At 37.3% G+C, this 15034-nt stretch carries 13 protein-coding genes and 1 pseudogene; 10 read left to right on the plus strand and 4 right to left on the minus strand.

Annotated elements, in window-relative coordinates; translation table 11 throughout:
- Positions 1 to 181 precede the first annotated feature (181 nt).
- From DCC82_RS15795 to DCC82_RS15820, 6 genes and pseudogenes are all read left to right on the plus strand, one after another.
- Positions 182 to 1093: an LAGLIDADG family homing endonuclease gene (locus DCC82_RS15795; RefSeq protein ID WP_158268595.1), complete on the plus strand. Its 912-nt coding sequence runs from the start codon at positions 182 to 184 to the stop codon at positions 1091 to 1093.
- Positions 1094 to 1105: 12 nt separating this feature from the next.
- Entirely contained in the window at positions 1106 to 1396 is a 291-nt protein-coding gene (locus DCC82_RS15800; protein WP_108430484.1) for a hypothetical protein, read from the plus strand.
- A gap of 211 nt (positions 1397 to 1607) precedes the next feature.
- Positions 1608 to 2885, plus strand: a pseudogene (locus tag DCC82_RS15805) (IS110 family RNA-guided transposase).
- A gap of 890 nt (positions 2886 to 3775) precedes the next feature.
- Positions 3776 to 5254 carry an ATP-binding protein gene (locus DCC82_RS15810; protein ID WP_158268596.1) on the plus strand — a complete coding sequence of 493 codons (1479 nt, stop codon included), beginning with the start codon at positions 3776 to 3778 and terminating at the stop codon, positions 5252 to 5254.
- 1298 nt (positions 5255 to 6552) lie between these two features.
- Positions 6553 to 8838, plus strand: coding sequence for a hypothetical protein (locus DCC82_RS15815; RefSeq protein WP_108430486.1), 2286 nt, complete (start codon positions 6553 to 6555; stop codon positions 8836 to 8838).
- A 262-nt stretch (positions 8839 to 9100) separates the two neighbouring features.
- A complete protein-coding gene (locus DCC82_RS15820; RefSeq protein WP_108430487.1) occupies positions 9101 to 9478 on the plus strand; it encodes a hypothetical protein in 378 nt (125 codons plus the stop codon).
- A gap of 121 nt (positions 9479 to 9599) precedes the next feature.
- Here the strand turns inward: DCC82_RS15820 and DCC82_RS15825 are convergent, their stop codons facing one another.
- Positions 9600 to 10193, minus strand: a complete 594-nt coding sequence (locus DCC82_RS15825) for a hypothetical protein (RefSeq protein ID WP_108430488.1) — start codon at positions 10191 to 10193, stop codon at positions 9600 to 9602.
- Between the two features lie 406 nt (positions 10194 to 10599).
- On the opposite strand from DCC82_RS15825, the gene DCC82_RS15830 reads away from it, so the two are divergent.
- Positions 10600 to 11052: a hypothetical protein gene (locus DCC82_RS15830; RefSeq protein ID WP_108430489.1), complete on the plus strand. Its 453-nt coding sequence runs from the start codon at positions 10600 to 10602 to the stop codon at positions 11050 to 11052.
- 147 nt (positions 11053 to 11199) lie between these two features.
- On the opposite strand, the gene DCC82_RS15835 is transcribed toward DCC82_RS15830, so the two are convergent.
- Positions 11200 to 11790, minus strand: a complete 591-nt coding sequence (locus DCC82_RS15835) for a hypothetical protein (protein ID WP_108430490.1) — start codon at positions 11788 to 11790, stop codon at positions 11200 to 11202.
- A 551-nt stretch (positions 11791 to 12341) separates the two neighbouring features.
- Here DCC82_RS15835 and DCC82_RS15840 point away from each other — a divergent pair.
- Positions 12342 to 12632, plus strand: coding sequence for a hypothetical protein (locus DCC82_RS15840; protein WP_108430491.1), 291 nt, complete (start codon positions 12342 to 12344; stop codon positions 12630 to 12632).
- Between the two features lie 246 nt (positions 12633 to 12878).
- Positions 12879 to 13115 (plus strand): hypothetical protein, encoded by a 237-nt coding sequence (locus DCC82_RS15845; protein ID WP_108430492.1) that lies wholly within the window; start codon positions 12879 to 12881, stop codon positions 13113 to 13115.
- Between the two features lie 239 nt (positions 13116 to 13354).
- Here DCC82_RS15845 and DCC82_RS15850 read toward each other — a convergent pair whose 3' ends face one another.
- Positions 13355 to 13765 carry a DnaB-like helicase C-terminal domain-containing protein gene (locus tag DCC82_RS15850; RefSeq protein WP_353620324.1) on the minus strand — a complete coding sequence of 137 codons (411 nt, stop codon included), beginning with the start codon at positions 13763 to 13765 and terminating at the stop codon, positions 13355 to 13357.
- A 451-nt stretch (positions 13766 to 14216) separates the two neighbouring features.
- Positions 14217 to 14408: an IS3 family transposase gene (locus DCC82_RS15855; protein ID WP_049757025.1), complete on the minus strand. Its 192-nt coding sequence runs from the start codon at positions 14406 to 14408 to the stop codon at positions 14217 to 14219.
- 95 nt (positions 14409 to 14503) lie between these two features.
- Here DCC82_RS15855 and DCC82_RS18365 point away from each other — a divergent pair.
- Positions 14504 to 15034, plus strand: a 531-nt coding sequence (locus DCC82_RS18365; protein WP_233253055.1) for a DUF4277 domain-containing protein, incomplete at its 3' end; no start/stop codon positions are given.

Below are 15034 nucleotides of genomic sequence, written 5' to 3' on the forward strand. Positions count from 1 at the left end.
TCCTTATCTATTCCAAATCCATTCAGAGATACCCTATCTATCTTTCATTACACAAAATTCTTGACGGTACCGATTAATAGCACGGCTCTTATTATTTTAGTTTAATAAGTAGACGTATAACAAAGCAATTACTTGGATAATAATGAATATAAAGAATAATAGTCTAGGGAAGGTGCAGGCCATGAAGGAGTTTTTAACTAATGAAGAAATTATCAACTTTTATAAGGCCGGAATGCCTATAGAGGAAATTGTTAGAAATTCTAAATACAGAGACAAAAGCTCAATATATAGGATTCTTAAAAAAAATGGTGTTACCCCAGATAGAAATCCTAAAATAAACCTTTCAAATGAAGAAATAAATAATATAGTCGATTTGTACAATAGTTCCCCCACAGTATCTGCGGTTAAGATTGGCAAAAAATTTAATATATCTGGTGATTCAGTGTTGCGTATTTTAAGAGAGAAAGGAGTTTCCATAAGAGAACAACCTAGAAAACATATTATAGATGAGCAGTTTTTTGACAGAATAAGTCCAAATGTCATTTATATTGTTGGTCTAATCCAAACAGATGGAACGATACATAAAGATCTTTTAGGTTTCTCCATAATCCAAAAAGATTATGAATTATTAGAGAAGATAGCGAAGGAAATGGGAGCGAATTCAGATATCATATATAAGGGTGTAAATAATACATCAGTATTAATTGTTAGAAGTAAGAAAATGGTTAAATCGTTAATTGAAAAGTTCAAGCTTCACCCTAATAAATCTAAAACTTTAGAATTTCCACCAATACCAGAAGAACTTGTACCTTCGATGTTGAGAGGGAATTTTGATGGAGATGGTCACTTTTCAAAAAGAGAGGCGGGTATTGTTACTGCTAGCGAATCCTTTGCACTATCTTTATATGATATTCTCCAAAACTTCGATCTTCATCCAATATTAAATCTTGAGAAGCCAAATGAAACATGGTTATTTAGGGTTTATGTTCGAGGTAAAAATAATTTAAAATCACTCGAAAATATTTTATATAGTGATGGAAGCCAGCTTTTTAAAGTAGATAAACGAAAAAAACTTTCAGAAGTGTACAAATAAGGAGAAATAAGTATGAAACGGCACAGGAAATTGGAAAAATCAATACTAGAGAAAAAAGTCATACAAATGTATGTAATGCATAAAATGGGTGGGACAAGAATTGGTAATGAACTAGGAATAAGTTCAACTGAAGTTTATCGTATTTTAAAAAGAAATAATATTAATCGAAGAAAGAGGGAATCACTAGTTGCCCAGAAGATTATTAAATTATTTGAGAATAATATAAGTATAGCTGAAATAAGCCAACAATTCGGACTACAAGAAAAAACAATAGAGATAATCATTTCACAAAAGAAACATTAAATAAGAAGACTCTTCGGATTAGGTAGTGGAAAATGTATATAGGTTGCTTTTTTACTAAAATATGCATTAGACACATGCTGCGGATTATAAGTAGGAGCATTCCTGTTAGAAGTTTTTTCGGGGACTTGAATAAAAAAAGCCCTCTTGGTATGATTCGGGGGTGTCAATCGGATGAATTGACCCCTAATTTGGATACCAAGGAGGACTATACATGAATTCTATCTCAAACAAGAAGATTAATCAAGTCACCGATCAAACGCTGGTTGTTGGCATGGATATCGCGAAAAAGAAGCATTACGCCTGCTTTGTGGATGAGCGAGGGAGGGTGTTAAAAAAGCCGTTTCCCGTTCTGCAATCGAGAGAAGGATTGGAATGGTTGTACCAGTGCATCGTGGAAGCCATGAAGGAATTTGAAAAAACCGAGGTGATCGTTGGCATCGAGCCAACGGGACATTATTGGCTCAATCTCGCTTACTTTCTTGACGAGAAGGGCATTCCTCTCGTCATGACAAACCCGATGCACGTGAAGCGATCCAAAGAGCTGGACGACAACCTTCCAACCAAGCATGATGCGAAAGACGCGCTCGTCATTGCCCGGTTAGTGAAAGACGGCCGATTCAGCTATCCGCGTATTCTGAAAGGGATGGAGGCGGAGCTGCGCGTGGGAGCGACATTTCGCTCCAAATTGGTGGAAGAACAGGGAGCGATTCGAAATCAAATGATTCGCTGGCTTGATCGATATTTTCCGGAGTTTTCCCAAGTCTTCCCGTCATTTGGGAAAATGGCGCTCGCGGTGCTGGAATATACGCCATTTCCGAGTGATCTGGCAGGAAAAGAACTAGAAGAGGTGCTGGCCCTTTACCGGCAAAGTGAGGGATTACAATCGCCACAAAAACCGAAAGCGAAGAAGTTGATGGAATTGGCCCAACACTCCATTGGCGTAACGGAAGGACAACAGATGGCCCGTATTGAAATCGCCACGCTTGTCCGCCGGTACCGCCAACTGGAAGAAGAAATCGAGGCACTGACAGAGCAGCTGATCGAACTCGTACAGACATCGATCGAGTACGAATGATTGAAGACCGTTCCGGGCTTAGGCGATGCGACCATCGTAGAACTGTTATCAGAGATCGGGAGTTTCTCCCATTATCAGGATCCGCGGCAGCTTATCCAATTAGCGGGCCTGACGCTGCGGGAACATTCCTCCGGCCAACACAAAGGGCAAAAACGGATCTCGAAGCGTGGAAGAAGGCGGTTGCGCGCCCTCCTCTTCCGCGTGATGATGCCGATGATCCGTCACAACGAAGCGTTTCGGCAGCTGCACGACTATTACACGACACGTCCTGATAATCCGTTGCGGAAGAAGCAATCGATTGTGGTGTTATGCGGAAAATTATTGAAGGTATTGCACGCTGTATGTACGAAGCACCAAGCGTTCGATGCGAAGCGAATGATGCAGGACATCTTTGGCCTCGAAACGGCTGCTTGATGCCTATAGTCTCGATTCCCTAGACAACAAGGATGACACGGAGAAGCTGGCGCGATATCATCCATTCGACCTTGAGTCCCTAAAGGAGCTTAGCCGGCCTCTGCCTGATGACTAGACCGAACGAAGGAATGTAGGCGCAAGGATGCCAAGAGACATGGGAGGGTTCGTCATCATCAGCGATGCAGAGATCCACGGTGCATCCCATACGCTTCCCCCACTACAACCAAATTTAACCAGTAGTGACCGCGAAGCGTACCCAGTCAATGTAAGATATACACATATTTAAGAAATAATGTTAGAAACTTTGTCGAAAAATATTTTTTTGACACCCCTGAAACGGCTACAACCGTTGATATATCAACATTTATAGAGGGAGGACTAATATATGAAATTTGTATATCTTAATTTACAGGAAGAATGATATACATCCATCCCGTATATTTTCCCATGGATGTAGTATAAGTTATGCTCCGATTAAACCTTTAGAAGAGAGATTATTTATACTACCTAGAAATACCCGCATGTTCGAGTTTATGTCATCGTAATACTCCTATATGATTGAACTGGTTCCTTGAAGGGAGAAATTATCCAAGGGATTTTTTGAGGGGATGGATAGGTGTATTGCTGTAGTTTGAAATCAAAAACTTAGCACTGGAACACTGAGTGAATTGGACAGTTTGCACGACATGGAAGTATGTAAACAACTGGTATTTGTGTTAATTTTCTGCAGGGAGAAAAAGTAAAAGCGTTTAGAAATATGTAGTTTCATGAATTTTTTTGATTAATTACAGGTAATTACAGGACAATGAAGGAATAATGCATAATAATAATGATATAAGGTAACAGTTAAAAGAAAAAACCCCTTGCGAAAACTGGAAGGAGGGAAAACGGTGAAGATTTCTAAATACAACAGTAAAATAACTCTTGACTTTTTATTAAATGAGAAAGAGAATCAATTTTTTGATCGCAAGTCGGCAAGTATCAAAATTAACAAATTAGCTGAAGCAATTGTGGGATTTGCCAATGCTAATGGGGGATTAATAGTCGTTGGAATTGAGGATGGAAAAATTCAAGGAGTACTTTCTCAAGGGAATACAAAGGTGAATGATATCATCCAATGTGGATTTCAAAAATGTATTCCATCTGTAAATTATAAATATGAGAATATTCCAGTTAAAAAAGACAATGGGAAAGAAGATGAAATTATTTTATTACATATAGAGCCTAGTGTAGACAAAGTTCATAAAACAGAGGCTGATGAAGTCTTTTTAAGGGTTGGCGATGAAACCATAAAACTTAATCATGAACAAAGGTTAGATTTGGAATATGATAAGGGTAGTCGTCTTTATGAAGAACAGATTGTTGAGGGATGCACATTAGATGACCTTGATAAAGAAGTATTAGATAAGTACAAAAAAATACTTGATTTTAATGGATCATTTGAGGAACTCCTTTTGGCAAGAGGTTTTTTACGAAGAGTGAATGGACAGATAAAATTAACCGTAGCGGGTGTATTAATGTTTGCGAAGTATCCTACAGCATTTATTCCTAGTGCAAGGTTAAGGTTTTTCCGTTATGATGGGACGAAAGCAGATGTTGGAACTTCAATGAACATCTCTAAACAAAAGGTTTTCGAGGGTCCAATACCTAAGTTAATTGAGGAATCAAAAAAGTTTATTGATACACAATTAAGGGAGTTTACTGCACTTGACAAAAATACTGGACAGTTTATTACCGTTCCGGAATATCCGCCTTTTGCATGGCAAGAAGGAGTCATAAACGCTATTACCCATCGAGCTTATAACATACATGGGGATGATATCAAAGTCTTTATGTTCGATGACCGACTTGAAATACACAGTCCCGGTCGTCTCCCTAATATTGTGAATGTAGAAAATATAAAATATACAAGGTATTCAAGAAATCCAAAAATCGCTAGAGCATTGACGGAGTTTGGATGGGTACGAGAACTGAACGAGGGCGTCAAACGGATTTATCGTGATATGGAACAATTCTTTTTAGATCCTCCAGTATATATTGAAACTAATTCATCTGTCATCCTAACTTTAAAAAATAACATATTAATGCGAAGACAACGCAGAGAAGAAAGAATTTCATCAATTATCAATAGAAGTTGGAAAAGTTTAACCGATGATGAAAAAGTAGCATTGGAAATTGCATATGCAAAAGATAAACTAAAAACGAGACAACTAGCGGATGCTCTTGGAAAAAGTCTTCAATATGCTCGAAAAATCCTTAAAAAATTAGAGGAAAAGAAACTTATTAAAAAAATTGCTACCTCTAATTATGATCCAAATTTACATTATATATTAAATACTGAAGATGAGTCTGGAACAGCTGATAAATGAGTCTAACACGGGTTTGTTAGGCTCATTTTTTGTTGGGATTAAGAAAGGCTAAAGGGATAATACATAGACCTAAATAAAAAATGTGGGAAGACTGATTTAGACTCTGATCAACTTATTATAAAGGTGAATAGGCTGTTTTCTAAAGGATATAGACATGAAACTGCTTCATATACTCTCTAAATTGTGGAAAATAAAGAAACTTTATGGTGGAATTCGGTGTATTTGACACGAGATATGAAGAATTTGAACCATGCAAGAGTTACCTAAAAAAATGATTAAAATTCCCTCTAGCTTGATAAGAAATAAAATTGAGCTTGACGTGAAATCTGGAGAACTTGACGCGGGGAAGAAAGAACTTGTCAAGGGAATTCAAGGATTGTCTTGAATAGAAGGGTTTAGATGCTATCTTAGCTTGATAAGAAATAAAATGAGCTTGACGTGAAATCTGGAGAACTTGACGCGGGGAAGAAAGAGCTTGTCAAGGGAATTCAAGGATTGTCTTGAATAGAAGGGTTTAGATGCTATCTAGCTTGATAAGAAATAAAATGAGCTTGACGTGAAATCTGGGGAACTTGACGCGGGGAAGAAAGAACTTGTCNATGCTATCTTAGCTTGATAAGAAATAAAATGAGCTTGACGTGAAATCTGGGGAACTTGACGCGGGGAAGAAAAAACTTGTCAGGGAAATTCAAGGATTGTCTTTAATTTAGAGGATTAGATAATTTCGAGCTTGACAAAAAATAAAGGAAACTTGATGTAAACTTCAAAAAACTTGACATAAGATGAAATAAATCTTCTAAAGACTTTTACATTATAAAAATCCCCAACTAATTATTTTCTTAAAACCCTCATTTCTATTTTCGGGAAGTTGCTTTTTAATTTGCTTGCTTAGTTCTTTCTTTCTATTCCAAAAAATTATGGGAATAGCAAATTTAATAACATCCTTGAATTTTGCATTATATCAAGGGTTATAGACTCAATAAAATCATATATGTAAATAATGGGAACGTTGATGAAGTGTAAGTGCGATTAACCTTCGTGAAGTAAAAGTAACATTCAACAAACCAGTTGACAAAAACACAATCACTGGTGGAACTGTTAAATACTTCATCAATGGTTCACAAAAAGAATTTGGAACAGACAAAGACTATACATTAACTGTATCTGAAGATGGAAAAACAGTAACAATCACATCTTTAGCAGAAGTTAAGCAAGGTGACAAATTAGCTGTTGAGTTAGATGGTGTAAAAACTACATCTGGCGAAGCATTTGCAAAAACTACTAAAGAAGTTACTGCTTTGGACGTAACTGTTCCAACTGTAACGGATGTAAAAGTAGTAGGAACTAACAAATTAGAAGTGAACTTCAGTGAGCCTTTAAAAACAGCTCCAACAATTAAAGTAGACGATGGAAACGTAAGCAGTGTAATATCATTTACAGCTGGAGACAGCAAAGCTATCGTAACAACAGGTACATTAACTACTGGCGAACACAAGCTTACTGTTGAAGGCGGAACTGACTATGCAGGCTTATTCATTGCAAAAACAGATAAAACATTCACATATTCAACTATTTCAGCAGCTCCAGTAGTAACTGTAAAAGAATCTACAGCTTACTCTGTAACATTAAAATTTGATCGTCCAGTAGAAAACTTTACTAATGCTTCTACATTAATTCGTCAAACTTACAACTACAATGATGGAACTAACGAAGTAAAAGGTAACGATTCTGAACGCGTTACAAAGATTTCTGATACTGAATATAAAGTAAAATTCGATAAACCATTCCCACCGGGAACTGCAAAATTATACATTACTTATGCGGATGGTACAGCTGATTCAGCGAAAATCAGAGACTTCTTTGGTAACGTTCTACAACCTACAACTTTAGAGGTAACAACAGCATTAGATACAACAAAACCTGAAGTAAAAGACGTAACTTATGATTCAAAAGAAGGAAAAGTTATTGTTAAGTTCTCTGAAGATGTAGATCCTGCTACTGCTACGGGTGCATCTGCTCGTGCAAACTACATCTTACGTGATAAAGATGGTAAGGTAGTAAGCTTTGGTAACCCAACATTCGCTGCTAATTCTAATAGCGTAGTTGAGTTAGCAGTTGGTACATTAGATGCTGGTACTTACACCTTAGAAATCAAAGATGTAAAAGACCAAGCTGTTATTAAGAATACACTTGATAAAGTTACAAAAACATTTACAGTAGGTGACGTAAAAGCGCCAACTGTAAAATCTGCGGTAGAGATTGATTCGCAAACAGTACGTGTAACATTCTCTGAACCAATGAATGAAGCAGATATATTAAATGTGGCTAACTACTTATTTGATGGAAAAGAGCTTCCTGCTGGAACAACAATTTCTAAGTATGTAGATAGCACACGAGTAGATATCAAATTCCCAGCTGGAACAACAGTTGCTGGCAAAACAATTGGTGTTAGCGGTTCAGTGAGAGACGTAGCTGGCAACAAAATTGGTGGATTTGGAACAACAATTTCTATTGCTCCAAAAACAACAACAGCTATTACGAATGCAGACATTTCAGATGTAACAGCAGCTGGTAAAAACAAAATTACATTCAAAGTTAATCAGCAATTGTCTAGAATCGATAAAGATAAAATTGCAGTTGATGATGATAAGGCAGTAAAATCAGCTACGTATGTAAATAACACTGATGGAACTGCAACAGTTACAGTAGTTACTTATACTTCAACTGAAAACGAAACAAATGCTGCTACATTTAATACAGATGCTACAGGTATTGCTAATTTAACTAATGCGTTCGGAGTACCTAACGCTAATCTTACAGCTATTACAACATTCAAAGATGCTCTTACAGCAGAAATTGAATCTGCTAAAACTGCTGATACTGATCATGATGGTCAAATCGATCGATTGGTAGTTACTATGTCTGAGCCAGTAAAAGCAGGTTCAGTTCAAGCTTCTGACTTCTCAGTAGAAGGTTATGTGGTTAAAGACGTTGTATCTGTAAGCGGTCCAACAGTAATATTAGCTCTACAAGAGTCAGGAATTGCTGACACAGATGCTAAACCAGAAGTGAAACTTGTTGGTTCTGTTGAGGACTTAGCAGGTAATGCTGGTTATGATTCAACTATCAAAGTAACTGCTGCTGACGGTGCTGGTCCAGTTATTACTGATGCTGTAATTACAGTTGCTGGTACGTCTACAACTAATGTATGGGATGAAGTAAATGACACATTGCTATTAACTTTCTCTGAAAATGTTACACTTGATCCAAGTTTAGATACAGATGCAAGTACAGCTGGTATTCAGTTGTCAGCAGCTGATCTAAATGCTTTACTTGGAGCGAAAGATAATTCAGGTGCTGCTAAATCTGTAGTTTATGCTACTGGTGCTACTAACTCAGTTGTAACTGCTACTGTATCTGGAAATACAGTAACATTAAAAATCGGTGGTGCAGCTTTAACTACAGGTTTAACTGCTGCATCAGCTGGTCCAGATAAAGTATTAGGTACTGCGTTTGCTAAGGTATCAGATGCAAGCAATAATACACAAGTTGCTCGTACTTCTGGTGTAACAGTACGTCAGTAAATATAATAATTAGAGGTGTTGATGTCATATCTTCATCTCTTTAAAGAAATAAAGTAAAAGGGCTACCGTATTCAAGCGGTAGCCCTTTTACTTTTTATGAGCAGAGGATAGGTATCTATTATCGCTGAAGTTTGTCATATGGATATTCGAAAAAGTTTTGTAGAGTGCAATTTCTGCAAGACTTCTTTTGCTTAGACACATTTTATTAAATTAAATGGTATAATGATGGAGTGGGTAAAGATGATGAATAGGAGGTTAAGTCATGAAACTAAAGATATGGATTAGCCTATTTCTAGTGTTGGTGTTGGCAGTTGGTTGTTCAGCAAATGAAGAAAACAAAGCGAATGAGCCAAAGAAGGAAGAAACAACGGTAAAAGAAGAAAAAACAAGTGAGCCGAAGCAAAATAAAGAGCTAACGGAGAAAGTGAAAGAAGAAGAGGGCGTACTTAATGGTCAAGTGTACACGCAAAACGATATGGCATTTGGTACTCTTGTGTTAGATAAAAAAGTGAGTGATACTGATGCAAAGAAATTAGCAGAAAAATACGCAAAAGAGCTAAAAGAAGAGTATAAAGATATGAAAGTAAACGTACAGGCTGTTCGTGCCGGAAAGAACGTGGCAAATATAACATTAGAGTAAGTTGATCAACGTAAGGTCTCGCGGAGAGGAATCTCTGCGGGCTTTTCTTTTTCCTTCCTTTTCTTCGATTAAAAAGAAAAAAGGCACGGCGACAATGGCTTTCCCCTGAAATGGATGATATCTAGTCATCTGAGACTTTAATCAAAACCTCTTCTCTTTTCCGTTTTATTTCGTTTCCAAAGATACGAACCAATGAATAGTAAGCACTTTTGGCCTGTTCGTTTTTAACCGCTCTTTCCAAGTATTTCATTATCTTTTCGCCGCTATCTTCGTTTTCTTGTGGGGATAATAGATCCATCTCCTTCTGATATCGGAGCAAGACGCCATGGATGAACTTGATCCTTTCTCTTTCTTTTTCTGCATCGATTAGTTCATATATATCTTCTTTTGATTGATGAATATCTTCAAGCAGTCTGTCAAATTCTTTTGATTCTACGTCGGTTAAATATATATACGGCAGTTGGCAGCGTCTATCTTTAGAAACAATGCGATCAAATTCTTCTGATGAAATATTCGTTATATCTAGAATTTCATCTCGGCTTAGACCGTGTTCGATTAATTTTTGAATGGTGGGTACTAGAGGTATCGTGTGTTCTTCTTTTTCTTTTATTAACTGATTTAATTGTTCCATTAAATGCTCTTGTTTTTTTATAAGGTTATTGAAGTCTCCGATGCATTGCTTGGTTTGGGCATCAATTCTGGGTAAAACATTCATCTGAAATACACCTCTATACTTAATTTTATTAATATGCTGCTGGATCGGTTGGTTGATTCGTGATAAGGATTTACGATAATAATGTAGGGTTAATGCTACAGGTAAGCAATATGCATGGTTTCAAAAAGAAACTATTGGAGCAGAAAACCACTCAATGACTTCTATTTTAATCTCTTGCTCCATTGTAATCTCTCCCTTCTGGTTCAAGCCTGTCACTCCCCGAAAATTATCGAAGATTTGTAGAATAAAAGAAAAGTGAGTAGATCACTTTCACAGTGAGCTGTTCTCTGCTTTGTGTTTTGATAGAATTGGAAACGGAAACATGCTACAATCGTCATGGGGAACGGTGTCTGTCATCACTCGAGATTAATTATATTGTTCAGTGACAGAAACGAGGGGAAGGAAAATGAAAGAGTTCTTAATTACTTTGCTTGCAAGTTCTGTGGTTTCTGCTATTATATCTGGGATTGTTACTTATATGAATAATGAGCGAAATTTAAAATTAAAATACGTGACAGAAGATAGACAAAAATGGAGAGAAAGAATGAAAAAATTATTTGTTCAATTCATTCATCCTACTAATGATCAACCTAGAGAATTGACTTATACAGAAATAAAATTTAACTTAAATCCAAAAGATGATTATGATAATGGGTTATTAAAAATTATGGAAGAAATTATGGCAGACCCTCAAAACAAATCGTTAGTAAAAGAATTAGAGTTAAAGGTTCAAGTTTTATTTAAAAGTGAATGGGAAAAAGCAAAAATTGAGGCAAACATGAAGAGTGACAATAATATTACATCAATAGACCCGCAAAAATTATATGAGGAAATAAAAAGTAAGGATTTAATTAGATAGATGTCTTTCACTGTTTGAGATCATCAAAGTATGTCGAAAAGCTCTGCAGAGAGAAATCTCTGCGGGGCTTTTCTTTTTTCTTCCTTTTCTTTGATTAAAAAGAAAAAAGGCCAAGCGACAATGGCTTTACCTTGAAATGGATGATATCTAGTCATCTGAGACTTTAATCAAAACCTCTTCTCTTTTCCGTTTTATTTCGTTTCCAAAAATACGGACCAGTGAAGAATAAGCACTTTTAGCTTGTTCGCTTTTAACCGCTCTTTCCAAGTATTTCATCATCTTTTCGTTGCTATCTTCGTTTTCTTGTGGGGATAATAGATCCATCTCCTTCTGATACCGAAGCAGGACGCCATGGATGAACTTGATCCTTTCTCTTTCTTTTTCTGCATCTATTAGTTCATATATATCCTTTGACTTATGAATATCCTCAAGCAGTCTCTCAAATTCTTTCGATTCTTCATCGTTTAAATAAGTGTGCGGTAGTTGGCAGCGTCTATCTTTAGAAACAATGTGATCAAATTTTTCTGATGAAATATTCGTTATATCTAGAATTTCATCTCTGCTTAGACCGTGTTCGATTAATTTTCTAACGGTTGTTGCTAGAGGTATTGTGTGTTCTTCTTTTTCTTTGATTAACTGATTTAATTGTTCGATTAAATGCTCTTGTTTTTTTATAAGTTTATTGAAGTCTTCGATGCATTGCTTGGTTTGGGCATCAATCCTCAGTAAGACATTCATCTGAATACACCTCTATACTTAATTTTATTAATGCTGTCGGATCGATTGGTTGGTTTTATTATGTTTTTGCCTCATCTATAATTATTTAATCATCCCATCCGGCAAATTGATAGTAGCGATCGTCGCGCGAAGTGATATACCAAGTCTAATCACATTCTTAATCATTTTCATTTTTAAATAATTGTATTAGATACATGCTCTAACTAAAACGAAAAGTATTTGTAGCTATATTTGTAATGAGAGTATTCTAAACAGAATAATGGCTACGGCAACAAAGAAGCCGCTGATGATTCTAATTTTTTCTATTTATAGGATAGTCAATGGGAGGGTTTTCCATAATTTATGGAGAATAATTGGAAAAGAGGGGAAAACGGGTCAGGGAAGGGGGACAGAAAGCATTCTCTGTATCGAGTAAAAGAGATAGCGGAATTGTTGTCTGAATTTAGTGTCGAAACAGAAAAAGTCGATGGTTTCTTAGAAGTAGCAAACACTATGTGATGGGAACAGCAGAAAGCGGTGAAACGAATAAATCATGAAGTGGGTGATCTCACATGATCGATAGAGTGGAGTTAGAACGTATTTTTATTGAAAAGGATGTAGTAAAGAAAACTTTGTATCAATTCATGGAAGTTAAGGCCTCCTTTCATTCCTTCCCTTTTGTATATGATTCTCGTATTCGCTTAAAAAGACCGCTACTATCCAAGAATGAATGGTTTTTTGATTCGTTTGCCATTTGGAACGAGAAAGCCAAGAGGTTAGAAGAAATTAAAGGTCTTTACTCTGATCCATTGTTAGACGAAATCAAGCTACTAATTCTTAAAGGCATAGAAGAACAAAAGTAAATACATAAGAGATAGCCTTTTTATCGAAAAAATTTGGTTAAAATGGCGGAGGGTGAGGAGTACAATATTTAAAAGATTGCTATTTTGTACTTATTATTTGTTGAAGAGGAAAATATAAAAAGAGGCCTTTTCGGTCATGATGGCATAGTGAAAAATCCATCGGTTGAATGCTATATAATAAGTAGCATGAAGCTGATGGTTTTTTATTTTTATTCATATCAATGATTGGAAAGCGGGGATTCTAGAGTGAAGAAATTTTATGTCATTCGATCAAAAAAAGAAATGGATGTAAAAGAGAAAATCATTAAGGCTTTCTCGCTTGAAGAGGCATGCGAAATTGTGAAAGAGCAATATGTAGAGACACTGTTAGAAGGTGAAAAGCTTTACATTTTCCCGTTCGTCAATGGGCTGAGGTATGATGAGAATAATCGCGTTGTTTGGCCAGAGGAAGGTGAAATGATAAGCATTGCTCGATTAGAGTAACAAGGAAAACAAGTGGTATTGCGTGATAAAATCATTAATGCAGCGGGAACATCAATAAATAGGCGATTCAAAAATAAAAAGGAGAGCATGTTGAATATGGTGCAACTTGCTCTCCTGTTTTTTCATTATCCGCCCAATCTTAAATAATCAATTTCTTTTGACACGAACATGGAGCAAGGTAATTTTTTATTCATGTCTAGGACACGTTGTCCTAGACATCACGGTTTTCTATCATTTTCTTAAAGTCGGATTTGCACATCACTGTGCTTCATAAGATTCAAAAATAAGCCATATTCTTTTTGAAAGGCTGCTTCGACTTTGCCGGTTTGGCCATTGCGGTTTTTCAAAACGTTTAGTTCAACGATACTTGTACTGTTAGGATTGGATGGCTGATTGTAGTAATCGTCACGGTACAAGCTGATAATAATATCCGCATCTTGTTCGACACTTCCTGAGTCACGAATATCTGACATCATCGGCCGTTTATCGGCGCGTGACTCCACTCCACGATTAAGCTGTGATAACAAGATAACCGGGACATGATATTCTTTTGCGATATTTTTTAATTGCTTGGTAATATCTCCGATGGCCAAATCATGACGTTCAAAATACCCGACCGGTTGAATGAGCTGCAAATAATCAATTGGGATAGGTGCCTGTCACCGCCCGAAAAATGTCGAAAGGCCTCATAGGGAGAAATCTCTGTGAGGTCTTTCTTTTTTGCGCCTAGAGCTGAAGGGTGCTTGTTGGTAAAAGTACAACCTGAGTAAGTGCCAAGATGCTTGGTAGCTATCCAGTAACTCTGGAGAAATCTTAAGGTTGAAGCCTAGTGACAACGTAACTCCTTATGGAGTGCTTGCAAATCAATAAATGGATAGGTGCTTGTGCACTACATCACGGGTCCGAAAAGTAGATACTATAAATTGAGTTAATGCGAAGGAATCAGAGCTGTTTATCTCTGATTCCTTTTCTTTTCTCGTCTTTTCCAAGTGTTTCAGCCCCCCGAGAACCTGCCAAGGAAAGCACTTGATAGTCCTTCGGAATTCTGAGAAGAGGCAGGTAAGACGCGAAGGAGAAAATGTAGCCCACTTGTGCTCGCTTTTAACCGGCCTTTGCATATTGAACGGGTGTTTGATAATCTAAGACACCTTGTATCCGTCGGTGATTATCGTAACGAATGTAATCATGGATCAGTTGTTTTGCATCTTCTATGCTTTGCACTGTCTGTAACTCTTTTTGAATCTCCGGCTTGAGATAAGAGAAAAAACTTTCCATACATGCATTATCACTCACATTTCGCACCCTCTCGACGAAAATCGGGAGGATTTTTTCGTTCCGATGTCGAATGAATCCTTGACACACAAGGAACGTAAAGGAGTTTTTCTCTTATGAACGTTCAAGTCAAAAAGGTCTATCGCAATTCTTATTTGAATATAATAAGTGCCCTATTCAAGAAACTGGGTCTGCCTCAATTGATTGACCATCTCGTGCCCGTCGATCCGCAGTGCCAAACGCGAGTCAGCGATGCCGTTCAGGCCATCCTCTACAATGTGTTTGACGGCCGGCAAGCCCTTGTTCACTTGGAACATTGGGCTCAGGAGGTCGATTGTGAGAAACTCATCCGTCCCGATCTCCATCCTTCCTGGTTGAACGACGATGCGTTGGCCCGTCATCTCGATCGCCTGTATGAGGCTGGCATTCACAACGTCATCAGCACTTGCTTGATTCATATTTATCGAAAAGAAGGCCTTTCCCTCCGAGCCTTCCACGCCGATACGACGGACAAGACCGTTTACGGCGCGTATGAATCGGCCTCGTTAGAGGCCTTACAAATCACACATGGCTACAACCGCCATCATCGTTGGCAAAAACAGATCGGTTTCGGACTGGTCGGCAACGAGGACGGCATCCCGTTTTAC

It is taken from the genome of Geobacillus sp. LYN3 (genome assembly GCF_003064505.1).
In the GTDB taxonomy this organism is placed as follows: Bacteria; Bacillota; Bacilli; order Bacillales; family Anoxybacillaceae; genus Parageobacillus_B; species Parageobacillus_B toebii.

What these genes read in the sequence shown, in the direction of transcription:
- DCC82_RS15835 (WP_108430490.1), bottom strand. Translation starts at nt 11,790, where the DNA reads ATGAATGTCTTACTGAGGATTGATGCCCAAACCAAGCAATGCATCGAA.
- DCC82_RS15840 (WP_108430491.1), top strand. Translation starts at nt 12,342, where the DNA reads ATGATCGATAGAGTGGAGTTAGAACGTATTTTTATTGAAAAGGATGTA.
- DCC82_RS15795 (WP_158268595.1), top strand. Translation starts at nt 182, where the DNA reads ATGAAGGAGTTTTTAACTAATGAAGAAATTATCAACTTTTATAAGGCC.
- DCC82_RS15825 (WP_108430488.1), bottom strand. Translation starts at nt 10,193, where the DNA reads ATGAATGTTTTACCCAGAATTGATGCCCAAACCAAGCAATGCATCGGA.
- DCC82_RS15830 (WP_108430489.1), top strand. Translation starts at nt 10,600, where the DNA reads ATGAAAGAGTTCTTAATTACTTTGCTTGCAAGTTCTGTGGTTTCTGCT.
- DCC82_RS15800 (WP_108430484.1), top strand. Translation starts at nt 1,106, where the DNA reads ATGAAACGGCACAGGAAATTGGAAAAATCAATACTAGAGAAAAAAGTC.
- DCC82_RS15820 (WP_108430487.1), top strand. Translation starts at nt 9,101, where the DNA reads ATGAAACTAAAGATATGGATTAGCCTATTTCTAGTGTTGGTGTTGGCA.